Here is a 22,251-nt window from a genome sequence, read left to right as displayed (position 1 = left end):
CGAGAGCGGGCAGAAAACAGCCGCGGCTGTTCTCGTGGACCTGGCCCTGAAGCGGTACGACCTCGGGTGCACCCCCGATGGCGACGCCTACGCGGTGCCGCGCACGGGTGGCAACGTCGTGCGGATGCTGCGCGGCGGCCGGTCCTCGCTGCGCGCGGAACTGGCGAAGGCGTACCGGCAGCAGACCGGCGCCATCGCAGGGCAGCAGGCCCTTGCAGATGCCCTCTTGGTGCTCCAGGGCACGGCGGGCGAGGCCGAGCCCGAGGAAGTCCACATCCGGGTTGCCGAGCAGGACGGGGCTACCTGGATCGACCTGGGCGACGCCGCCGAACACGTCGTGCGGGTCGGCAGCGACGGATGGTCAGTCGTCACCGAGTCCCCGGTGCTGTTCCGCCGCACCGCCCTGACCGGCGCTCTGCCGATGCCCGAGGAAGGCGGGAGCCTGGACGACCTGTGGGCGCTGCTGAACGTCACCGAGGCTGACCGGCCGCTCGTGCTGGCGTGGCTCGTGGCCGCCCTCGGATGGGAGCGCATCCCGCACCCGATGCTGGCGCTGCTGGGTGAGCAGGGCACCGGCAAGTCATCCGCGACAAAGAATCTGGTGCAACTCGTGGACCCGTCCCCGGTGCCGCTGCGCAAGCCACCCCGCGACGCGGACGGGTGGGTCACTGCCGCCCAGGGTTCCTGGGTGGTGGGGCTGGACAACCTGAGCGCCATTCAGCCGTGGCTGTCCGACTCCCTGTGCCGCGCGGTGACCGGCGACGGCGACGTGCGCCGCGAGTTGTTCTCGGATGACGGGCTGGCGGTGTTCTCGTTCCGGCGGGTGCTGGTCATGAACGGGATCGACGTCGGGGCCATGGCCCCGGACCTCGCTGACCGGTCCATCGTCGTGAACCTGGACCGCATCACCGAGGACCGACGCCGCCCGGAGTCGCAGCTACTCACGGCCTGGGAGTCGGCCTGGCCCCGAGTGTTCGGGGCCCTGCTGTCCCAGGTCCGGGCGGCCAAGGTGCGGGTTGCCTCGGTGCGGCTGGAGTCGATGCCCCGTATGGCGGACTTCGCCATGGTGCTTGCAGCGCTGGACCAGATCCACGGCACCGATTCCCTGACGGCGTACGCCGATCAAGCCAACAGTGCCGCCCTGGATGCGGTCACGTCTGACCCGTTCCTCGCGGCCCTGGCCGAGGCCGTCACCGAGCCGTGGCAGGGCAGCGCCGCCGACCTCCACGCCCTGGTCCAGCCCGATGGGCTTCCGCCCCGGTCGTGGCCTCGGAGCGTGCGGGCCGTGGCCGGGGTGCTGAAGCGGAACGCCCCGGCGCTGCGGTCGGCCGGGTGGACCGTGGACGACCTCGGAGCCCGCAACCGGCAGAAGGTCACCGTGTGGGCGCTCACGCCACCTGAGGTGTCCCGTATCCAACCCCCGCAACACCCGCAACACCCGTCGTCGCAGGTCACAGCGATTTCCGATGCGGGGGTAGGCGGGGGTACGCGGGGGAAGCGCGGGGGTTCAACACCCGCATACACCCGCCAACCCCCGCGTACCCCCGCAGGCTCCGACGCTCTGACCAGCACGAACGGGGGTGCGGGTGTCGCGGGGGACGAATACGGGCCATCTCAGGTCGCCGCCTGCGACGACTGCGGCGAACCCCTCAACGGCCCCGGCTACACCACCCGATGCCGCCCTAACCACAACGTCACCACCCTGGAGGTCAACCATGTCGCGTAACCCCATGCCCGTAGGCACGCACGGCAAGATCACCGTGACGCCCTACGCCGATGGCGGCAAGACCCGGCTGTTCGGTGAGGGCAAGACCTGGCGCACGCCCGACGGTGAACAGGTCCCCATGAAGCGCATCACCTGGATAGCCCGGTGCCGGTTCCGCGACAACGACGGACGCACCCGCCCCGTCGAGGCATGGGGCACCACGAGCACCGGAGCGGATCAGAGCCTCCAGACCGCTCTTGCCGCCCGTAAGCGCGCATCGTCAGAGACCATCACGGCAGAAACGCGACTTGAGGTGCTGGCTGACTACTGGCTCCGGACGAAGATCGACCCGAGCGAGCGTTCCGTGAACACTAAGCAGCGATACCGCGACGTCACCGAGCACGACGTCATCCCAGGCCTCGGTGGCCTGCGTCTCCGTGAGTGCACGGTCTCCCGCTTGGAGTCTTGGGTGGCTGAGCAGGCGACACAACGTGCCGCTACCGCACGGCTCTGCCTGACGTGCCTCAAGGGCATGTTCGATGTCGCGGTGAGGGAGGACGCGCTCAGCGTGAATCCCGCGCGGTCGGTGTCCGCGATCCCGGTAGAGGAGACGGAAGTGCGAGCGCTGGGGCTGCCGGACGTGATCAAGCTGCGCGCTGCGCTTGCTGCCGACGAGAGGGCAAGGGCGCAGGAACTTGCTGACCTCGTAGACGTCATGCTTGCGACAGGGTGCCGCGTTGGCGAGGCGCTGGCGCTGCGCTGGGAGGACATCGATCTTGACCAGCACGTCGTGTACATCACCGGCACTGTGGTTCGCGAGCAAGGTGTCCGGCTGTTCCGGCAGGACACGACGAAGGGCAAGAAGCCTCGTGGCCACCTGGTGCCAGCGTTCGCCATGACGATGCTCAAGCGCCGAGCCGAACAGGTGCCCGGGGGAGACCTCGGCCTGGTGTTCCCATCGGTGCGCGGTGGGCTGCGCGAGGTCACGACTATCGACAAGCAGTGGCGCAAGTTCCGCGAGAGGCATGCCGAGTGGGCATGGATCACGCCGAGGACGTTCCGCAAGAGCGTAGCGACCGCCGTCGATCGTGGAGCGGACATCGAGGCGGCGGCTGCGCAACTGGGGCACTCCAGTTCAGCGATCACTGCCAGGCACTACGTGGAGCGCGTGGCTGTAGGCCCTGACCACCGGGAGATCCTGGAGCAGTTCGGCGCCTGATAGTGCTGGGTTTCCGCTGGGTTCGAACCTGACAACGAAATCACGGAGGCCCGGAATCCCCGAGATTCCGGGCCTCCGGTGCCCCGTCTCGGACTTGAACCGAGGACCGAGAGATTATGAGTCTCCTGCTCTGACCAGCTGAGCTAACGGGGCGTGCGGCACCAAGCCGCGCAAGGATCTTACTGCCTCGGACGGTCCGTGCAGGTGAGGGCCGCGCGGCACGACGGCGTCGGCGTCGGTACGCTCGAAAGTGAGCGACGGGGGGCACCGCCGGGGGCTGCCGACCCGCCCCGTGAGCCAAGGACGGCGACATGGGACCCGAACCGGTCGAGGGCACCACAGCCCCCAAGGATGCGCACAGCCGGCGGCTGATGCTCCTGCTGGCCGCGGCGATGTTCGTGCTCGTGGTCGACACCTCGCTGATGAACGTGTCGATCTCCGCCGTCGTCCGGGACCTGGACACGACGGCCGGGGGAGTGCAGTCCGCCATCGCGCTGGAGGCCCTGGTCTCGGCGGCGTTCATCCTGATCAACAGCAAGGTCGGCGACCTCATCGGACGCAAGCGCGCCTACGTGCTGGGGCTGCTCGCGTACGCGACCGGGGCCCTCGCGATGACGCTCGCGCAGAGCCTGACGGCGATCGTCGTGTTCTGGGCGATCGTCGGCGGCCTCGGGGCCTCCCTGCTGCTGCCCGCGATGCAGTCGCTGATCCACGGCAACTTCGAGGGCCCGGCCCAGAAGCAGGCGTACGCGATGGTCGGCGCCGCTGCCGCCATCGCGGCCGCCGTCGGCCCGCTGCTGGGCGGGTTCGTCACCACCTACCTGTCGTGGAGGGTCGGGTTCGGGCTGGAGGCGGTCATCATCGTGGTCGTCCTGGCCCAGATCCGGCTGGTGCGCGACGTCCCGTACACCGGCTCCCGCCAGGTCGACGTCGTCGGCGCCGTCCTGTCGGTGATCGGCATGGGCGGCGTCGTGCTCGGCATCCTGGTGTGGCAGGAGGGCGGCGAGCTCGTCGGCCTGCTCATCGCGATCGGCGTCGTCGCGCTGGCGCTGCTCGCCCGCTGGCTCGTGCGCCGCGAGCGCCGGCACAAGGTTCCCCTGCTCGACCCCGGCCTGTTCCGGCACCCCACCTTCACCACCGGGGTCACCGGCCAGATGCTCCAGCAGATCACGCTCGGCGGGGCCATGATCGCCCTGCCGCTGTTCCTGCAGATGACGCTGGAGTACGACGCCCTGGAGGCCGGCCTCGCCCTGAGCCCGCTCTCGTTGACCATGTTCGCCGCGGCCCTGGTGGCCGGACGGCGGAGCGGTAAGCGGCGCCCGGCGTCGGTCATCCGCACCGGGTTCCTGCTCTCCGCGGTCGGGATCGCCGTCATCATCCCGTTCGTCTGGCGGGTCGACAGCGGCTGGTACCTCGCGCTGCCGCTTGCCGTGACGGGCTGCGGGCTGGGCCTGCTCGTCTCCCAGCTCAACAACTACACGCTCGCCCCGATCGAGGAGGAACGGGTCAGCGAGGCCGCCGGCGTCAACTCCGCTGCCGGGTCGTTCGGCCTCTCCTTCGGGCTCGCCATGGCGGGCGGCATCCTGCTGGCCACCCTCGCGCTGGGCTTCAACCAGCTCACCCGGGACAACCCCGTCATCCCCGCGGCCGAGCAGCAGCAGATCGCCACCGCGCTGGAGACCGACGCCGAGGTGATGAGCACCACCCAGCTCGCCGAGCAGATCACCGGTCAGCCCCCGGCGGTCGAGGCCGAGGTGCTCGCCATCAACGAGCAGGCCCGCAACCGCTCCCTGCAGGTCGCCCTGCTGGTCCCGCTGCTCGCGAGCCTCGCCGGCTTCGGCACCTCGTTCCGCATGCTGCGGCTGCCCGACCAACGGCCGTCGTCGACCCGTCCGGAGCTGCCCGGCGCCTGACGTACCGCGAAATGTCCTGGCGCCCGTCCGACGTCGCCCCGTAGGTTCTGCGAGCCAATCAAGCAACTGAACTGGAGCACTCCCATGTCCTCGACCTTCCCGGTCGCCCTTTCCGGCGCCCGGGCCCAGACCCTCATGTGGGCGCACGAGCACGACGTCGACCACGCGGCGCTGAACCAGCTCCGCAACATCTCCGCCCTGCCGTGGGTCGAAGGCGTCCGCGTGATGCCCGACGTCCACCTCGGCAAGGGCGCGACCGTCGGCTCCGTCATCGCCATGCGCGACGCCGTGTCGCCCAACGCCGTCGGCGTCGACATCGGCTGCGGCATGATCGGCGTCCGCACCTCGCTCACCGCGAGCGACCTGCCCGACGACCTCTCCCGCCTGCGCAAGCGGATCGAGGCCGCCATCCCGGTCGGGTTCCACTCGCACGACGAGCAGGTCGACCTGCGCAAGCTGCGGCCCGTCAAGGGGTCCGGCGGCCAGGAGCGGCTGCGCGGCGAGCAGATGTTCTGGGACAGGTTCGAGACGCTGAACCCCAAGGTGCGGCAGCTCGAGACCCGGGCGCGCAAGCAGCTCGGCTCGCTCGGCGGCGGCAACCACTTCGTCGAGGTCTGCCTGGACCAGGACGACCAGGTCTGGCTCCAGCTCCACTCCGGCTCCCGGAACATCGGCAAGGAACTCGCCGAGCACCACGTCCGCATCGCCAAGGACCTGGAGCACAACAAGGGCCTCGTGGACCGCGAGCTCGCCGTGTTCCTCGCCGGCACGCCCCAGATGGACGCATACCTCAACGACCTCTGGTGGGCCCAGGAGTACGCGGCCCGCTCGCGGGCCGTCATGATGGCGCTCGCCGTCCAGGCGGTCCGGGAGGAGTTCGCGGAGCTGCCCGACGGCGGCCGCGAGCTCACCTTCGACGAGGGCGTGAACGTGCACCACAACTACGTGGCGCGCGAGCAGGTCGACGGCGCGGAGCTGATCGTCACCCGCAAGGGCGCGATCCGGGCGGGCCAGGGCGACCTGGGCCTCATCCCCGGGTCGATGGGCACGGGCTCCTACGTGGTGCGCGGCCTGGGCAACCCGCAGTCGTACTGGTCGGCGTCGCACGGCGCGGGCCGACGGATGTCGCGGACCAAGGCCAAGAAGGAGTTCACGCTCGAGGACCTCGCGGCCCAGACCGCGGGCGTCGAGTGCCGCAAGGACCAGGGGGTGCTCGACGAGATCCCCGGCGCCTACAAGGACCTCGACGCCGTGATCGCCGCGCAGTCCGACCTCGTCGAGGTCGTGGCGCGGCTGCGGACGGTGCTCTGCGTGAAGGGCTGAGGCCCTTCTGGCCGGGTGCCTCCGGCTGGACGACGGCGGCCGCCGTGATCCCGGAAGGGGTCGCGGTGGCCGCCGCGTGCGTCCGGGGTCACTCTGGATGCTCAGGGTGGATGCCCGGTGCAGGAGGTGGCCCACGTGGACGAACGCGAACCCCAGCCGGGCGACGTCGCCGCGAACCACGACGTGCGGTCCCTGCCCAAGCGGCGCCGCCGGACCCTGATCACCCTCGGCCTGCTGCGGGCGTTCGCGACGTCGGGCCTGCTGGTGGCGCTGTACTACGTGCTGCCGCTCGACCGGTTCTCGGTGCCGTCGCTCGCGCTGGCCCTGGCGGTCGGGCTCGTGGCGCTCGGCCTGACGTCGTACTGGGAGGTCCGGTCCATCGTCCGGTCCCGCTTCCCGGGCATGCGGGCGGTCCAGGCACTCGCGACGCTCGTCCCGTTCTTCCTGCTCCTGTTCGCGTCGACCTACTTCACGCTCGGCACCCGCGATCCGGCGGTGTTCAGCGAGACCCTCAGCCGGAGCGACGCGCTCTACTTCACGGTCTCGACGTTCGCGACCGTCGGCTTCGGGGACATCGTGGCGCAGACCGACGCCGTGCGGCTGCTCGTCTCCGGCCAGATCCTGCTGGACCTGGTGATCCTCGGCCTGGGCATCCGGGTGCTGCTCGGCGCGGTGCAGCGGGGGCGGTCGGGCGGGACCGAGCGGGCGGAGTGAGCGGGCGGACGGACTGGAAGCGGGCGTGGTGCCTCTGGCACGCTGTGCGCGGTGACCAGCACTCCGGGTGAAACGCGGGCTCCGGCCGTCTCGGGGCGGGTCCGGGCGCTCGTCGTCGTGGTCTGGGTGCTGCTGCTCGCGCACCTCGCGGTCACGTTCCTCTGGGCGGCGCCGGGCTACCTCACCGGGCGGCCCGACGGCGAGTCTGCCGGCGACCCGCCGGCGACCCCCGTGCACCAGGCGCTGGAGCCGTACATGACCCCGGTCTTCGCGCAGAACTGGTCGGTCTTCGCGCCCGAGCCGCTGCACGTCGAGTACACCCTGCGGGTGCGCGGCGTGTACGACGCCGGGCCCGACCGCGCCCTGGTGCCCGGGCCCTGGATCGACACCACGGCGGTCGAGGTCCGCGCGCTGACCGGGCACCTGCTCCCGGCCGCGACCGACCGCCCGTCCCGCCGGCTGGCCGCCGACCTCCGCACCGCCTTCCTGGCGCTGCCCGACGACGAACGAGCGACCGTGCTGGTCTCGCCCGTCCAGGGGCCCGCGGGGCCGGGCGGTGCAGGCACCGGCACTGCCGAGCCGGGCGACGCTGGTTCCGGTGACGCCGGCTCGGGCGACGCCGCACCCTGGCCGGGCCTCCGCGACACGCTGCTCGACGCCGGGGGACCACCCGACGTCGTCGACGACTACCTCGGCCTGGACCGCGCCGCCGCCGCGTACGCGACGCAGGTGCTGCGGGCTTCCGGCGACCTGGCGGAGCCCGAGCCGGAGTCAGGAGCACCGGAAAGGGGCAGCGCCGACCCCGTGTACGTCCAGGTGAGCGTCGTGCGCCAGGCCCTGGCGCCGCAGGGGACGAGCGAGCGCCCCGCGCCGACCGAGCTCCTGCTCGGCGCCCGCCCGCCCGTCGTCGTCCCCGGGCAGGACGACGGCGCGTTCCGCGGCACCTGGGACACGCTGACGGGATCGGGGCGCACCCCGTGACCCGCCTGTTCGACGCCGGCGTCCGCTGGATGACCGACCGCGCCCACGCGACCTACGGCGTCGCGCTGATGCGCATCGTGTTCGGCGTGGGCGTCGCCGGGTATGTCGCCGTGAACTTCCCCGCGCACCAGGCCCTGTGGGGCACGGGCGCCCGCTGGACGACGCCGCTCGGCGGGCACGTCCTGACCGCCGCCCCGCTGCTCACGGCGGGCCTCGTCGCGCTGTTCCTGGTCGCGGTGCTCGTGGCGGCCGGCTGGCGCGCGCGGTGGACGGTGCCGCTGCTCCTGCTCGGCTGGTGGGGCCTGACGTCGGTCAACCCGCTGCTCGCCGACCAGGGCGACAACATCTCCCGCATCCTGCTGGTGTACCTGTGCTTCGCGGACACGTCGGCCCGCTGGTCCCTGGACGCCCGACGGCGGGGGAGCGGCGCGGGCCTCGCGAGATCGCGCCCGGCGGCGTCGCCGTCGTCGGCCCCGGGACCCGGCCGGGCGCAGGTACGCAACCTGCTGCACAACGCCGCCGTGCTCGCGGTGGGCGCGCAGATCTGCCTGGTGTACGTGCTGTCGGGGCTGTTCAAGCTCCAGGGGGAGGCGTGGCGCGACGGCTCGGCGGTGTACTACCCGCTCTCGCTGCCTCAGTTCCGGCCGTGGCCGCCCCTGGCCGACCTCATCGCGAGCAACGGCTGGCTCGTGGCCGCCGTGACGTGGGGGACGCTCGCGCTGCAGCTCATGTTCCCGCTCCTGCTCTTGCAGCGACACCTGCGCGTGGGCGCCGTGGCCGGGGCGCTCGCCATGCACGCGGGCATTGCGCTGCTCATGGGCCTGCCGTTCTTCTCGCTCTTCATGATGGCGGGCGACTGCCTCTTCCTGGGCCCTCGCGCCACGCCACGGCCCCCGAGACGACGTCGACCACAGCAGTTGCTGCCAGGCCGGTGAGCCTTCTGGCAGCAACTGCTGTGGTCAACACCTGCGCGGAGCGCGGCCGAGCGGGACCAGCCCGGTCAGCCGACCTGGTGGAGCCAGCGGACCGGGGCGCCCAGGCCGGCGTAGCGGAACGGCTCGAGCTCGTCGTCCCAGGCCGCGCCGAGGGCGAGGTCGAGGGCGTCCCGCATGGCGCGCGGGTCGGCGAGCTCCAGGGCGGCGCGGACCCGGTCCTCCTGCACCACGACGTTGCCGTGCACGTCGGTCATGGCGTGGAAGATGCCGAGGTCCGGCGTGTGGGACCAACGGGCGCCGTCGGCGCCGTTGCTCGCGTCCTCCGTGACCTCGTACCGCAGGTGGGACCACCCGCGCAGGGCGGACGCCAGCTTGGCGCCCGTGCCCTGCGGACCCTGCCACGAGTACTCGGCGCGGTACAGACCACGCCCAGCTGGCTGCGCGGTCCAGTCCATGGAAACGCGCACGCCGAGGACGTTCCCCGCCGCCCACTCGATGTGGGGGCTCAGGGCACGAGGCGCGGAATGCACAAAAAGCACACCCCGCGTGATGACACCGGCCATGTCTTCCTCCTGGGTCGAGGTACGTCTTCCCCTACGTCCTCACCCGGGCGGTGACGCTGTGGTCGGCTGCACAGCGGTGCTTCGGACCACATCCTGCCCGATCCCTCGGTGACATGCGAGGCGAAACGACACGCATGTCACCGAAAGAATCACTTCGTACGACGAGTTCGTGCGGCACATTCTTGCCTAAAAGGACGTACCGCCACTAGTACCCGGACGAATCTCCCGATGATTCATCCCACATGAACGATATGTACGAAATCCGGCCCAAGTCCCTCACAGGCGCGCGCGAAGCTCCCGCATCGCGGCCCGCCGCGTCTCCTTCTGGAGCCGGTCGAGGTAGACCATGCCGTCGAGGTGGTCGGTCTCGTGCTGGAGGCAGCGGGCCATGAGCCCGGTGCCCTCGACGGTGACCGGCTGGCCGTCCAGGTCGATGCCCTCGACCCGCGCGTAGTCGGCGCGCACGGTCGGGTACCAGAGCCCGGGCACGGACAGGCAGCCCTCGCTGCCGTCCTGCTGCTCCTCGCCCAGCTCGACGATGCGCGGGTTGATCACGTAGCCGATCTCGCCCTCGATGTTCCACGAGAAGGCCCGCAGCGAGACGCCGATCTGGTTGGCGGCCAGCCCGGCGCGCCCCTCGTCGTCGACCGTCTCGACCAGGTCGGCGATCAGCCCGCGTACGCGGTCGTCGATCGTTGTCACGGTGTCGCACGGGGTGCGCAGCACGGGGTCGGGAACCAGACGGATCTCACGCATTGCCATGCGCACATTCTCCCATGTCAGAACCGGGGGACGCCGTCGCCTCCCCGCACATGTCAGACGCTCAGGTCACCCGGGTGACCTGAGCGTCTGACACGTGCGGACGGGGAGCCTCAGGCGTTCTGGATCACCAGGGCGACGTTGTGCCCGCCGAACCCGAACGAGTTGTTGATCGCGGCGATGTCGCCGCCCGGCAGCTTGGCCGGCTCGTTGCGCACGAGCGGCACCTGCAGCTCGGGGTCGGGGTTGTCCACGTTGATCGTGGGCGGGGCGAGCCGCTCGGCGATCGCCTTGACCGCGAACACCGACTCGATGGCGCCGGCGCCGCCCAGCAGGTGGCCCGTCATCGACTTGGTCGCCGAGAGCTGCACGTGGTCGGCGTCGGACCCGAAGAGCTTGCGGATCGACGCGGTCTCCGTGAGGTCGCCCACCTTGGTGGAGGTGGCGTGCGCGTTGACGTGCACGATGTCGGACGCGGTGACCCCGGCGTCCTCCATCGCGAAGCGCATCGCGGTCACCTGGCCGGTGCCCTCGGGGTCCGGGGAGGTGATGTGGTACGCGTCGGACGACAGGCCCACGCCGCTGACCTTGGCGTACACGCGGGCGCCGCGGGCGGCGGCGTGCTCCGCGCTCTCCAGCACCAGCACGGCCGCGCCCTCGCCGAGCACGAACCCGTCGCGGTCGACGTCGTACGGGCGGGAGGCGTGCTGCGGGTCGTCGTTGCGCAGCGAGAGCGTGCGCGACGCCGCGAACGCCGCGAGCGGCATCGGGTGGATCGAGGCCTCGGTCCCACCGGCGACGACGACGTCGGCCCGGCCGGAGCGGATCATCTCGACGGCGTAGCCGACCGCCTCGGCGCCGGAGGCACAGGCCGAGACCAGCGCGTGCGTGCCGGCACGGGCGCCGAGCTCCAGCGACACGTAGGCCGTCGGCGAGTTCGGCATGAGCATGGGGACGGTCATGGGCAGCATGCGCCGGGCGCCGCGCTCACGCAGCGTGTCCCAGCCGTCCAGGATGGTCTGGATGCCGCCGATGCCCGAGGAGACCACGGCGCCGATCCGCTCGCCCGGGACCTCGGGGCTGCCCGCGTCGGCCCAGGCCTCGCGGGTCGCGACGATCGCGTACTGCGCGGACGGGTCCATGCGCTTGGTCTCGGGGCGGGACAGCACCTCGGCCGGGTCCACCTTGATAGTGGCGGCGAAGTTCACGGGGATCCCGTACTTCTCGGCCCAGTCGTTCTCGAGGGTGCGCGCACCGGACACGCCGGCGAGCGCGGCCTCCCACGTGGATGCCACGTCCCCGCCGATCGGGGTGGTGGCGCCGAGGCCAGTGACGACGACTTCGCGTGCGGAGGTCATGATGATGCTCCCGAGGGTGGTGGGACGAGGGGGCAGGTGCTTGGGGGTGCTGCCTGTGGGCAGCAGGTGCCCGACGGCGGCGCGCGGACCGGTGCGGCTCAGGTGGCCGCGCGGCCGCCGTCGGGGGGCGGCTCAGTCCTGGGCGCCCTTGATGAAGCTCACGGCGTCGCCGACGGTCGCGAGGTTCTTGACCTCCTCGTCCGGGATGCGAACCCCGAACTTGTCCTCGGCGTGCGTGACGATGGTCATCATCGACAGGGAGTCGATGTCGAGGTCGTCCGTGAAGGACTTCTCGAGCAGGACGTCGGCCGTGTCGAGGCCCGTCTCCTCGGCGACGATCTCGGCGAGGCCCTCGAGGATCTCCTGGTCCGTGTTGGCCATGGGACTTCCTTATCTTTCGGTAACGGTCACCGGCGCCGTCGGGCACCGGAGTCTTGCTGGTCAGATCTTGGCGCATCCGGCGACCGGATTGCACACGGGCCGCTGTGCGACCCGCCACGCCCTGGCTACGGCAGCACCACGACCTGTGCCGCGTAGACCAGACCCGCGCCGAACCCGATCTGCAGTGCCAGGTCGCCGGACTGCGCCTGTCCCTCGGACAGGAGCCGGTCGGCGGCCAGCGGGATCGACGCGGCGGACGTGTTGCCGGTCTCGGCGATGTCCCGCGCGATCACCACGGTATCCGGCAGACCGAGCTGCTTCTTCATCTGGTCGATGATCCGCATGTTCGCCTGGTGCGGGATGAACACCTTGATGTCCTGGGCGGTCACGCCGGCCTCGGCCATGGCCTTCTCGGCGATGGGCGCCATCTGGAAGCTCGCCCACTTGAACACGGTCTGCCCGTCCTGGCGCAGCGTGGGCCAGCCCAGCTCCGGGTCCTCGCGGAGCTCGGTCCAGGAGTGCGTCTGCCGGATCGCGGTGGCCTTGGAGCCGTCCGAGCCCCAGACCGTCGGGCCGATGCCCGGCGTGTCCGAGGGGCCGACGATCGCGGCGCCCGCGCCGTCGCCCAGCAGGAAGGAGATGGAGCGGTCGGTCGGGTCGATGATCTCGCTGAGCTTCTCGGCGCCGATCACGAGCACGTGCCGGGCCAGGCCCGAGCGCACCAGGGCGTCCGCCTGGCCGATGCCGTACGCGTAGCCGGCGCAGGCCGCCGACACGTCGTAGGCGGCCGCGGGCGTGGCGCCGAGGCGGTCGGCCAGGATCGCGGCGGCCGACGGCGTCATGTGCATGTGCGTGATCGTCGACAGGATGATCGCGTCGATGTCGGCGCCGGTCAGACCCGCGGCCTCCAGCGCCTTCTTCGAGGCGGCCTCGGCGAGGTCGAGCATGTCCGTGCCCTCGGCGGCCCGACGGCGCGTCACGATGCCGGTGCGCTGGCGGATCCACTCGTCCGAGGAGTCGATGGGGCCCGCGATGTCGTCGTTCGTCACGACGAGCTCGCCGCGCTCCGCGCCGATCGCGAGGATGCGCGAGAACTGCGTGGTCTGGGCCTGCTGCAGCTCGGTCACTGGTCGTCGTCTCCGGTTGCGCTCGTGCCGCCGGACAGGGCGGTGCTGTGGGCCGCGATGAGCTCGCGGGCCGCGTCGAGGTCGGTCGGCGTCTTCACCGCCACCGTCTCGACCCCCTTGAGGCCGCGCTTGGCCAGACCCGTGAGCACGCCGCCGGGGGCGAGCTCCAGCAGGCCCGTGACGCCGCGCTCGGCGAGGTTGGTCATGATGAGGTCCCAGCGCACCGGCGCCGTGACCTGGCCCGCGATGTTGCGCAGCACGTCGGCGCCGGACCCGTGACCGTGGGCGCCGCCCGTGTAGGCGGTCCCGTCCAGGTCGGCGAGGAAGGGCAGCGTCGGGTCGGCGGCGTCCCAGCCGAGGGCCACCGGCTCGAACTCGGCGCGCGCCGCGTCCATGAACGGGGTGTGGAAGGCGCCCGCGACCTGCAGCGGGATCACGCGGGCCCGGGTGGGCGGGTTCTCGGCCAGCTTGGCGAGATCCTCCAGCGCACCGGCCGCGACCGTCTGGCCGGCGCCGTTCACGTTGGCGGGCCACAGACCGGCGGCCTCGATCGCGGCGAGCACCTCGTCCGGGTCGCCGCCCACGACGGCGCTCATGCCCGACGGCGCCGCGGCTGCCGCCGTGGCCATCGCCCGGGCGCGGCGTGCGACCAGGCCGGCCGCGCCGTCGTCCGTCAGGGCGCCCGCGACCGCAGCGGCCGACAGCTCGCCGACCGAGTGGCCCGCGGTGATGTCGACGACGTCAGCGGCGGCGCGGCCGTCCAGCAGGGCGCGCAGCGCGAGCAGGGAGGTGGTGACGATCAGCGGCTGGGCCACGGCGGTGTCGCGGATCGTGTCCGCGTCCGACGTCGTACCGTGCGCGACGAGGTCCAGTCCTGCGGCCTCGGAGGCTGCCGCGAGGCGTTGTTCGGTTCCGGGCAGCTCCAGCCAGTCGCTGAGCATCCCGGGGGTCTGAGAGCCCTGTCCAGGGCAGACGACGGCGAGCACGCGTCCACTCTGCCAACCCGAGTCGCTCCCGGGACGTCGCGACCTGTACCAACCTGGTCGGGGGCCCTTGTCGAGAACCTACAAGGCGCCCGTATCGGGCGCAGGTTAGTGACGTACGTCTCGGCGGGGTCAGCCCCGGCCGAGCTGTCCCAGCGCCAGCGCCACCTGCAGCACGAACGACTCCCGGGCGTCGAGCGGGTCCCACCCCGTGATCTCCGAGACCTTGCGCAGGCGGTAGCGCACCGTGTTGGGGTGAACGTACAGATGACGCGCCGCGGCCTCCAGCGAGCGGCCGGTGCCGAGGTAGGCCGAGAGGGTCTCCAGCACGGCGCCGCCGGCGTCCTGCAGCGGGGTGAAGGCCTGCGCGATCAGCGTGGCGCGGGCCGTGTAGTCGCCCGTCAGGACGCGCTCGGGCAGCAGGTCGTCCGCCATCACCGGACGGGGCGCCTGGGGCCAGGCCGGGGCGGCCGTGAGGCCGGCGAGCGCGGAACGGGCGGACCGCGGGGCCTCGGTCAGGCTGGGCACCTGGGTGCCGATCACCACCGGGCCGCTGCCGAAGCGGGACATCAGGGCTGTCGCGGCGGCGACGAGGTCGCCCTCGCCGCCGAGCACGAGCACGAGCCGGTCGCCGTGGATGCCGACGAGGGCGTCGCCCGCGGCGCGGCGGGCCACGCGGCGGATCTCGGCGGTGCGGATCTCGTCGAGCTCCTCGGTCGCGAGCCCCACGACCACGAGCGCGTTGCCCCGACCGCTCCAGCCGAGAGCCGAGATGCGGGAGCGCAGGGAGTCGTCGCCGTCGCCGCGGACCAGGGCGTCGACCACGAGGGCCTCCAGCCGGGCGTCCCAGGCGCCGCGCCACTCGGCGGCGCGGGCGTAGACCTCGGCCGCGGAGAACGCGACCTCGCGGGAGTAGCGCAGCACGGCCTCGCGCAGGTCGCGCTCGCCGCCGGGGGCGGCGATCCGGTCGGAGTGCGTCTCGACGACGTCGACCACGACGCGCACGAGCTGCAGGGTGTGCTGCAGGGAGATGGAGCGGGTCAGCTCCGTGGGCGCCGCGGCGAAGATCTCGCTGACGCCGTGCGGCGGCCGGTCCGGGTCGGTGAACCAGGAGGTGAACGCGTTGATGCCGGCCTGGGCGACCAGTCCGACGTAGGAGCGGTCCTCCGCGGGGAGGTCGCGGTACCAGTTGAGGTCCTCGTCGAGGCGGCGCATCGCCGCGGCCGTGAGCACGCCGCTGGCCTCGCGGACCCGCTGGAGGTTCATCGGGAAGCCGGCGGGGTCGAGGCCGGCGTCGGGTGCCGGACCGTCGTTCTGGTCCGTGCTGCGGTCGGTCGCCTGCCCGGCCTCCTGGTCGGTCTCCTGGGCGGTGGCTCGAGCGGCCCGTCGCGTTGCTGGCACCCCGGCAGCATACGAGCCCGAGTTGTGGGGAGTCCACAAACGGACTTTCGCGACACTGCTATTCCAGTGAGTGCGGGTGAGAAACTGTAGGGTCGAGTGCATGGCCCTGATGCACCGGCTCCGTCGTCTCATCCGTCGGCCCTTGTCCGCGTCCACGGTCGGTGCACGTCGGCCGTCGCCGTCGGCGCCCCGACGCGGGGACGTCGGGCACGAGGACGCGCTGCGCGCGCAGCTGACCGACGATCCCAACAACGAGGAGGCGTTCGGCGCGCTGGCGGAGATCGTCCGCCGTCGGGCCGCCGAGGACCCCACGCTGGACGACCCGCTGCGCGACTCCGACGAGATCCCCGAGTCCAAGCAGCAGGCAGCCGACCTGGCCGTCTGGTCGCTGGCCGAGGAGCTGGCCGGGCACCCGCGCGGCTGGTACCCGCTGATCGAGCTGGGCCGGCTGTCGCTGGCCGACGACCCGGAGGGCGCCGTCCGCCGCTTCATCACGGCCGCCGAGCGCGACCCGGACGGCAACGCCCTGGCCGAGGGTCTCGCCATCCTGCGTGGCGCGGGGATGCCCGTGGAGGCCCTGGGCCTCGGCGTCGGGCACTGGCGCGTGCGGGAGCACTCGCCCGTCGTCGGCAAGCACCTCGTGCTGGCCGCGCTGGAGGCCGGGCGGGTGTTCGAGGCGAAGCAGCACCTGCGGGCCCTGGACCTGCACCCGGACGGCAAGGCCGTGAAGCCGCTCCAGGCGGAGCTGGCGCAGGCGATCGCGGCTGCGGAGCAGACGACCCCGAAGTAGCCGGTCCCCACGACGAAGAGCTGCGGCGCACCGGTCAACCGGTGCGCCGCAGCTCTTCGTCGTCTACCGCTGGGTCAGCTGTCGCCGCCCGCGTTGCCGGACGTGCCGGCGGTGACGTCCAGCAGGCTGTACTTCTCGACGGCCTTGCTGACGACGTCGGCCGGGACCTCGCCGCGGCGGGCGAGGACCTGCAGCGTCTTGACCACCATCGACGGGCCGTCGATGAGGAAGTAGCGCCGTGCGGCGGCCCGGGTGTCGGAGAAGCCGAAGCCGTCCGCACCGAGCACCGCGTAGTCGCCGGGGACCCACGCGCGGATCTGGTCCGGCACCAGGTGGTCGTAGTCGCTGGTGGCGACGAACGGGCCCTGGGCGCCGGACAGCTTCTCCGTCACGTACGGGGTGCGCAGCGGGGCCGACGGGTCGATCAGAGCGTCGTGCTCGGACGCCAGGGCGTCCCGACGCAGCTCGTTCCAGCTCGTCACCGACCACACGTCGGCCGAGACGCCCCAGTCCTCCTTGAGGAGCTGCTGGGCCTCCAGGGCCCACGGCACGCCCACGCCGGAGGCGAGGAGCTGGGCCTTGGGACCTTCGGCGTCCGAGACCGCGATGCGGTGGATGCCGCGCTTGATGCCCTCGACGTCGACGTCCTCCGGCTCGGCCGGCTGGATCATCGGCTCGTTGTACACCGTGAGGTAGTACATGACGTCCTGCGCGCGACCGTCGGCCGTGTGGCCGTTCTCGCCCGGGCCGTACATGCGCTCGATGCCGTCGCGCACGATGTGCCGGATCTCGTACCCGTAGGCCGGGTCGTACTGCACGATCGCGGTGTTGGTGCCGGCGATGAGCGGGCTGTGGCCGTCGGCGTGCTGCAGGCCCTCACCCGTCAGGGTGGTGCGGCCCGCGGTGGCGCCGATGATGAAGCCACGCGTGAGCTGGTCGCCGGCCGCCCAGAACTGGTCGCCCGTGCGCTGGAAGCCGAACATCGAGTAGAAGATGTAGACCGGGATCATCGGCTCGCCGTGCGTCGCGTACGACGTGCCGACCGACTGGAACGCGGCCGCGGAACCGGCCTCGTTGATGCCGGTGTGCATGATCTTGCCGGACTCGGACTCCTTGTAGCTCAGCATGAGCTCGCGGTCCACGGCGAGGTAGTTCTGGCCGAGCGTGTTGAAGATCTTGGCGCTCGGGAAGATCGAGTCGAGGCCGAAGGTGCGGGCCTCGTCCGGGATGATCGGCACGATGCGGTCGCCGAAGTCCTTGGCCTTGAAGAGGTCCTTGAGCAGCCGCACGAACGACATGGTCGTGGCGACCTGCTGCGTGCCGGAGCCCTTCTTCAGCAGCTCGTAGGTCTTGTCCTCGGGCAGCGTCAGGGTGGTCTTCGCCGTCGTCCGGCGCTCCGGGACGAAACCACCGAGCTGACGGCGGCGCTCCAGCATGTACTGGATCTCCGGCGCGTCGGGGCCCGGGTGGTAGTACGGCGGCAGGTACGGGTCGGCCTCGAGCTCGGCGTCCGAGATCGGGATGCGCAGGGAGTCGCGCAGCGTCTTGAGGTCGTCGCCCTTGAGCTTCTTCATCTGGTGCGTCGCGTTGCGGCCGGCGAAGCCGGCGCCCAGGCCGTAGCCCTTGACGGTGTGCGCCAGGATGATGGTCGGCTGGCCCGTGTGCGCGCGCGCCGCGGCGTAGGCCGCGTAGAGCTTGCGGTAGTCGTGACCGCCGCGCTTCATGTTCCAGATGTCCTCGTCGGTCATGTTCTCCACGAGGGCCTTGGTGCGCGGGTCGCGCCCGAAGAAGTGCTCGCGGATGAACGCGCCCGACTCGGCGCGGTAGGTCTGGTAGTCACCGTCGGGGGTGACATTCATCAGGTTGACCAGCGCGCGGTCCTTGTCGGCGTTGAGCAGGGCGTCCCACTCGCGGCCCCAGACGACCTTGATGACGTTCCAGCCGGCGCCCTTGAACTGGGCCTCCAGCTCCTGGACGATCTTGCCGTTGCCGCGCACCGGGCCGTCGAGGCGCTGCAGGTTGCAGTTCACGACGAAGGTCAGGTTGTCGAGCTGCTGCTGTGCGGCGTGCTGGATCATGCCGCGGCTCTCCGGCTCGTCCATCTCGCCGTCGCCGAGGAACGCCCAGACGTCCTGCTGGCTGGTGTCCTTGATCCCGCGGTTGTGCAGGTACTTGTTGGTCCAGGCCTGGTACACGGCCGACGCCGGGCCGAGGCCCATGCTGACGGTCGGGAACTCCCAGAAGTCCTGCATGAGGCGCGGGTGCGGGTACGACGGCAGACCGCCGCCCGCGTGCGACTTCTCCTGGCGGAAGCCGTCGAGCTGCTCCGCCGACAGGCGGCCCTCGAGGTACCCGCGGGCGTAGACGCCGGGGGAGGCGTGGCCCTGGAAGTAGATCTGGTCGCCGCCGCCCGGGTGGTCCTTGCCGCGGAAGAAGTGGTTCAGGCCCACCTCGTACAGCGTCGCGACGGACGCGTACGAGGAGATGTGCCCGCCGACGCCGAGGCCCTCGCGCTGGGCACGCGTGACCATGACGGCCGCGTTCCAGCGGATCCACGAGCGGTACCGGCGCTCCATCGCCTCATCACCCGGGAAGTACGGCTCCTCGTGCACACCGATGGTGTTCACGTAGGGCGTCGCCATCGACGCGGGGATGCTCACATTCCGTTCCCGGGCCCGCCGCAGCAGGTTGAGCATGACGTACCGGGCGCGGGGTCCGCCCTTGTCGTCGATCAGCCCGTCGAAGGACTCGACCCATTCCTCGGTCTCGGCCGGGTCGATGTCAGGTACGGCGCTGAGCAGACCGTTGATCAGCGGTCCGGTCTCGTCAAACGAAGCCACCAGCAACCTCTCTCGGTGTCGCGCGGCGCGGTCGCGGTTCGCGCTCCTCGCCGCCTCGTCAGAACCCGTCGCGTCGGCAGCAGCGTCACCACAGCTGGGGTTGCGGCTGTGCACGCCCACGCACAGGTGGTCAGAGCCATTCTGTCCCCTCACAGCGTGCGCTCACACCATAGGGCGGTCAAGAGTGCGTGATCTGCGTTACGTCTGTGTCGGTTCGCACCAGTATTGATACGCAGTATCGCAATGTTGAGACTGAGTGCGTGACCCGGTCGTTGCCCAGGACTCATCAATTCATCAAATAGGCACCACACGTGCTGGCTACGAGGCATGGCGGGGGTGCGTGCACTACCTTTGGCGACGGAGGGCCCGACGACGGGCCGACAGACAAGACGGACACACGACCCGGCAGCAAGCAGCCGGACAGAGAGAGGAACGATCAACCAAGTGAGCACGGACACCCAGGGCGCGGGGCGCCTCGGCTTCGAGGCCGGCCAGGTCGTGCAGGAGTTCGGCTGGGGAGACGACGTCGACGAAGCACTCCGCGCCGAGATCGAGGAGATCATCGGCAGCGAGCTGGAGGACGAGGACTTCGGTGATGTCACCGACGGCGTCATCCTCTGGTGGCGCGACGACGACGGCGACCTCACCGATGCACTGGTCGACGTGCAGACCGTCCTCGACGACGGCGGCCTGATCTGGATCTTCACGCCCAAGCCCGGGCGCGACGGCGAGGTGGGCCACGGCGACATCCAGGAGGCGGCCACCACCGCCGGCCTGCAGACCACCAGCACGTTCGCCATCGCAGAGGACTGGTCGGCCACGAAGCTCGGCTATCGGGGCCGGGGCAAGTAGCGAGTCATGACAGAGTCTTCCGGCGCGCGCGCCGACGTGGTGGCGCTGAAGCCGGGTGACCCCGCACCCGACTTCACGCTCCCCGACACGCACGGCACCCCGACCACGCTGTCCGACCTGCGTGGCACCCCGGTGCTGGTCGTCTTCGTGCCGTTCGCCTTCTCGGGCACGTGCACGGGCGAGCTGTGCGCGCTGCGCGACAACATCGAGGACTTCGAGACCGCCGGAGTGCGGCTCCTCGTGATCTCGACGGACGCCGTGTTCACGCTCAAGGCGTGGCAGGCGGCCGAGGGCTACCAGTTCGACCTCCTGTCGGACTTCTGGCCGCACGGTGAGGTCGCGCAGGCCTACGGGGTGTTCGACGAGGGCTCCGGCATCGCGCTGCGCGGCTCGTTCCTGATCGACGCCGACGGGATCGTCCGCTGGAGCGTGGTCAACCCGCGCGGGCAGGCGCGTGACCTGGAGGACTACCGGCGGGCGGTCGAGGAGATCTGACCTGGTCCTGGTCCTCACCGGGTCGAAAATCTGGCCGGGTTTCGGATGCCGGGAAGGTATTGTTGTCCGCTGCTGGCGTTGTGCTGCTGAGGCAGTGCTGCCGGGGCTCGTAGCTCAGTTGGTTAGAGCGCCACGTTTACACCGTGGATGTCGGGGGTTCGAATCCCTCCGGGCCCACTCGCTGCAGAAATGCGGCCTGACCTGCGTCGACGCTTCCTCCTCATCTGGACAGCAGTAGACACTTCTGGACTCCTGTGGGCATTCGAATGCCCACCTCATGCCCACGGCTGCTGGCGCCCGTCGCCCACCTCACTCTGTGAGGGGGTCGGTCTCCATGGCAGGTAAGTCAGGTCACCGGGCGTTCGGCAACATCGAGACGCGCCGCAACACACGGACCAAGAAGGTCTCGGGCTATCGCGCGCGGTACCTCGGACCAGATGGTCAGACGCACCCGCGTTCCTTCGGGGACAAGCTCGCCGCAGAAGCCTGGCTCGTCGAAGAGAAGCGACTTATCGATCGGGACGAGTGGAGTCCACCAAAGTCGCGCGGTTCCGCGGTGGGGCGCTTGACGCTGAGCGAGTGGGCGCGGGAGTACATCGAGTCGCGGACGCTCGCGCCGTCGACCTACCGCAACTACACCCGCAACCTCCGCGTCTACATCGAGCCCGCGATCGGCAAGAAGTACGTCGACGAGATCACGGTCACGGACGTCACGGTGTGGCACACCAAGCTGAAGGCCGAGGCGCGAGCGCGAGCGAAGAAGGCCAATCGCGCGGACCGCACCGGAGCCGGTGAAGCCGCTCAGGTCTACAAGTTCCTCTCCGGTGTCTTCAAGGGAGCAGTCGAGGGCGGCCTCATCGGGATCTCGCCGGCGCGGGTCGTCGGAGCCGGGCGCTACAAGCGGCGCCGACGACCGGTCATCCTGACCCCCGTAGAAGTGCGGACACTGGCTGACGCGCTCCCCGAGAACCTGCGTGCACTGGCAGATCTGCTCAACTGGACGGGCATGCGCATCGGCGAGGCCCGAGCGCTCCGCCGGTGCGACGTCGACCTGCGAGACCCGCAGAACGCTTCGGTCAGTGTGGAGCAGAACGTCTCGCAGGGCGGCAAGGGCATCAATGCAGTGGTCGGCCCGGTGAAGACGGACGCGGGATATCGGACCATCGCGATCGCGGAAGACCTGGTGCCGATACTCGCCGCGCACATCGATCGCTTCGCTCAGTCTGGACGGGACGGTCTGGTCTTCCCTGGCCAGAAGGGCGGTGTTCTCCCGGAGGGGACGTGGCGCGACAACTGGATCAGAGCACGCAACAAGGCGGGCTTGCCGGGCGTGAAGACCCACGACCTTCGGCACACGAGCCTCACCCTTGCTGCACGAGCGGGAGCGACGACTGCCGAGCTGATGTACCGCGCCGGCCACTCCGAACCGCGCGTAGCCATGGACTATCAGCATGCTGCCGCCGAACGCGACCGGATGATTGCCGAACGCATGTCTGCAGCGGCACGTAAGGACGAGCTGGCCGAACGGCGGCTGCGACGGAACCCGGCCGTGCTGGAACCTGACGAGCGCCGCACCGATCGTTCGGAGCCGCCTGCGGACAGCATCGGACACCTGTGATCTGACAGGTCCGTCTGATGATGAAGGAGCAACATGAAACCTCGTGCCGGAACGAACAGCCCACGTCCCTCGCCATCGACGGTGGCCGGGCGGGGACCGAAGGAAAACCTGGTCAGCCTGACAGTGGCCGCAGAGACGCTTGGCATCTCTACCAAGACCGTGCGGCGTCGTATCGCCGATGGCACCGTGCGTGGCTACCGAGTTGGTCGACTGATACGGCTTGACCTCGACGAGGTCCGTGAAGCACTGGCGGTGGTGATCCCGTCAGCACGGTAGTTGTGCTCAAGTTCCCCA

20 protein-coding genes and 2 tRNA genes are annotated in these 22,251 nt (G+C 70.8%); 13 read left to right on the top strand and 9 right to left on the bottom strand.

What is annotated here, in order from left to right; all coding sequences use genetic code 11:
• The first annotated feature begins 34 nt into the window (after positions 1-34).
• A complete protein-coding gene (locus FHX71_RS16170; protein ID WP_182618065.1) occupies positions 35-1,726 on the top strand; it encodes an AICE element replication initiation protein in 1,692 nt (563 codons plus the stop codon).
• Positions 1,727-1,730: 4 nt separating this feature from the next.
• Positions 1,731-2,924 (top strand): tyrosine-type recombinase/integrase, encoded by a 1,194-nt coding sequence (locus tag FHX71_RS16165; protein WP_182618063.1) that lies wholly within the window; start codon positions 1,731-1,733, stop codon positions 2,922-2,924.
• Positions 2,925-3,003: 79 nt separating this feature from the next.
• On the opposite strand, the gene FHX71_RS16160 is transcribed toward FHX71_RS16165, so the two are convergent.
• Positions 3,004-3,077: transfer RNA gene (locus FHX71_RS16160), tRNA-Ile, on the bottom strand.
• A 158-nt stretch (positions 3,078-3,235) separates the two neighbouring features.
• Here FHX71_RS16160 and FHX71_RS16155 point away from each other — a divergent pair.
• From FHX71_RS16155 to FHX71_RS16135, 5 genes are all read left to right on the top strand, one after another.
• On the top strand, positions 3,236-4,837 hold the full coding sequence (locus tag FHX71_RS16155) for an MFS transporter (protein WP_246402599.1): 1,602 nt from the start codon (positions 3,236-3,238) through the stop codon (positions 4,835-4,837).
• Positions 4,838-4,921: 84 nt separating this feature from the next.
• On the top strand, positions 4,922-6,160 hold the full coding sequence (locus FHX71_RS16150) for an RtcB family protein (protein ID WP_182618061.1): 1,239 nt from the start codon (positions 4,922-4,924) through the stop codon (positions 6,158-6,160).
• 135 nt (positions 6,161-6,295) lie between these two features.
• Entirely contained in the window at positions 6,296-6,874 is a 579-nt protein-coding gene (locus FHX71_RS16145) for a potassium channel family protein (RefSeq protein WP_312877065.1), read from the top strand.
• Between the two features lie 51 nt (positions 6,875-6,925).
• On the top strand, positions 6,926-7,855 hold the full coding sequence (locus FHX71_RS16140) for a DUF5819 family protein (protein ID WP_182618059.1): 930 nt from the start codon (positions 6,926-6,928) through the stop codon (positions 7,853-7,855).
• A complete protein-coding gene (locus FHX71_RS16135; protein WP_182618056.1) occupies positions 7,852-8,790 on the top strand; it encodes an HTTM domain-containing protein in 939 nt (312 codons plus the stop codon). The genes FHX71_RS16140 and FHX71_RS16135 overlap by 4 nt, the downstream gene beginning before the upstream one ends.
• Positions 8,791-8,855: 65 nt before the next feature.
• Here the strand turns inward: FHX71_RS16135 and FHX71_RS16130 are convergent, their stop codons facing one another.
• The 7 genes from FHX71_RS16130 to FHX71_RS16100 all read right to left on the bottom strand — a co-directional run bounded on the left by FHX71_RS16130 (position 8,856) and on the right by FHX71_RS16100 (position 15,362).
• Entirely contained in the window at positions 8,856-9,353 is a 498-nt protein-coding gene (locus tag FHX71_RS16130; RefSeq protein ID WP_182618054.1) for a DUF3145 domain-containing protein, read from the bottom strand.
• A gap of 276 nt (positions 9,354-9,629) precedes the next feature.
• Positions 9,630-10,115, bottom strand: a complete 486-nt coding sequence (gene def, locus FHX71_RS16125; protein WP_182618052.1) for a peptide deformylase — start codon at positions 10,113-10,115, stop codon at positions 9,630-9,632.
• 110 nt (positions 10,116-10,225) lie between these two features.
• Entirely contained in the window at positions 10,226-11,470 is a 1,245-nt protein-coding gene (gene fabF, locus FHX71_RS16120; protein WP_182618050.1) for a beta-ketoacyl-ACP synthase II, read from the bottom strand.
• A gap of 132 nt (positions 11,471-11,602) precedes the next feature.
• Positions 11,603-11,851, bottom strand: coding sequence for an acyl carrier protein (locus FHX71_RS16115; protein ID WP_020014121.1), 249 nt, complete (start codon positions 11,849-11,851; stop codon positions 11,603-11,605).
• A 125-nt stretch (positions 11,852-11,976) separates the two neighbouring features.
• Positions 11,977-12,978, bottom strand: a complete 1,002-nt coding sequence (locus tag FHX71_RS16110; RefSeq protein ID WP_182618048.1) for a beta-ketoacyl-ACP synthase III — start codon at positions 12,976-12,978, stop codon at positions 11,977-11,979.
• A complete protein-coding gene (locus tag FHX71_RS16105) occupies positions 12,975-13,964 on the bottom strand; it encodes an ACP S-malonyltransferase (RefSeq protein ID WP_182618046.1) in 990 nt (329 codons plus the stop codon). Before FHX71_RS16105 ends, FHX71_RS16110 begins: the two co-directional genes overlap by 4 nt.
• 129 nt (positions 13,965-14,093) lie before the next feature.
• A complete protein-coding gene (locus FHX71_RS16100; protein WP_376770134.1) occupies positions 14,094-15,362 on the bottom strand; it encodes a PucR family transcriptional regulator in 1,269 nt (422 codons plus the stop codon).
• A gap of 100 nt (positions 15,363-15,462) precedes the next feature.
• Here FHX71_RS16100 and FHX71_RS16095 point away from each other — a divergent pair, with 100 nt between their 5' ends.
• Positions 15,463-16,152, top strand: coding sequence for a hypothetical protein (locus FHX71_RS16095; RefSeq protein ID WP_182618044.1), 690 nt, complete (start codon positions 15,463-15,465; stop codon positions 16,150-16,152).
• 74 nt (positions 16,153-16,226) lie between these two features.
• On the opposite strand, the gene aceE is transcribed toward FHX71_RS16095, so the two are convergent.
• Positions 16,227-18,992: a pyruvate dehydrogenase (acetyl-transferring), homodimeric type gene (gene aceE / locus FHX71_RS16090; RefSeq protein ID WP_182618042.1), complete on the bottom strand. Its 2,766-nt coding sequence runs from the start codon at positions 18,990-18,992 to the stop codon at positions 16,227-16,229.
• A 444-nt stretch (positions 18,993-19,436) separates the two neighbouring features.
• Here aceE and FHX71_RS16085 point away from each other — a divergent pair, with 444 nt between their 5' ends.
• The 5 genes from FHX71_RS16085 to FHX71_RS16065 all read left to right on the top strand — a co-directional run bounded on the left by FHX71_RS16085 (position 19,437) and on the right by FHX71_RS16065 (position 22,233).
• Positions 19,437-19,844, top strand: coding sequence for a DUF3052 domain-containing protein (locus tag FHX71_RS16085; RefSeq protein ID WP_182618040.1), 408 nt, complete (start codon positions 19,437-19,439; stop codon positions 19,842-19,844).
• Between the two features lie 6 nt (positions 19,845-19,850).
• Positions 19,851-20,339 carry a peroxiredoxin gene (locus FHX71_RS16080; RefSeq protein WP_182618038.1) on the top strand — a complete coding sequence of 163 codons (489 nt, stop codon included), beginning with the start codon at positions 19,851-19,853 and terminating at the stop codon, positions 20,337-20,339.
• Between the two features lie 103 nt (positions 20,340-20,442).
• Positions 20,443-20,516, top strand: a tRNA-Val gene (locus FHX71_RS16075).
• Between the two features lie 157 nt (positions 20,517-20,673).
• Positions 20,674-21,957: a tyrosine-type recombinase/integrase gene (locus FHX71_RS16070; RefSeq protein ID WP_182618036.1), complete on the top strand. Its 1,284-nt coding sequence runs from the start codon at positions 20,674-20,676 to the stop codon at positions 21,955-21,957.
• A gap of 33 nt (positions 21,958-21,990) precedes the next feature.
• The gene (locus tag FHX71_RS16065; protein WP_182618033.1) at positions 21,991-22,233 is read left to right on the top strand and encodes an excisionase family DNA-binding protein; all 243 of its coding nucleotides are present in this window, start codon (positions 21,991-21,993) and stop codon (positions 22,231-22,233) included.
• Positions 22,234-22,251 lie beyond the last annotated feature (18 nt).

Origin of the sequence: Promicromonospora sukumoe (assembly GCF_014137995.1) — a bacterium.
GTDB classification, from domain to species: domain Bacteria; phylum Actinomycetota; class Actinomycetes; order Actinomycetales; family Cellulomonadaceae; genus Promicromonospora; species Promicromonospora sukumoe.
Note: the sequence above shows the minus strand (reverse complement) of the source record. Positions and strands in the feature narration are given on the sequence as shown.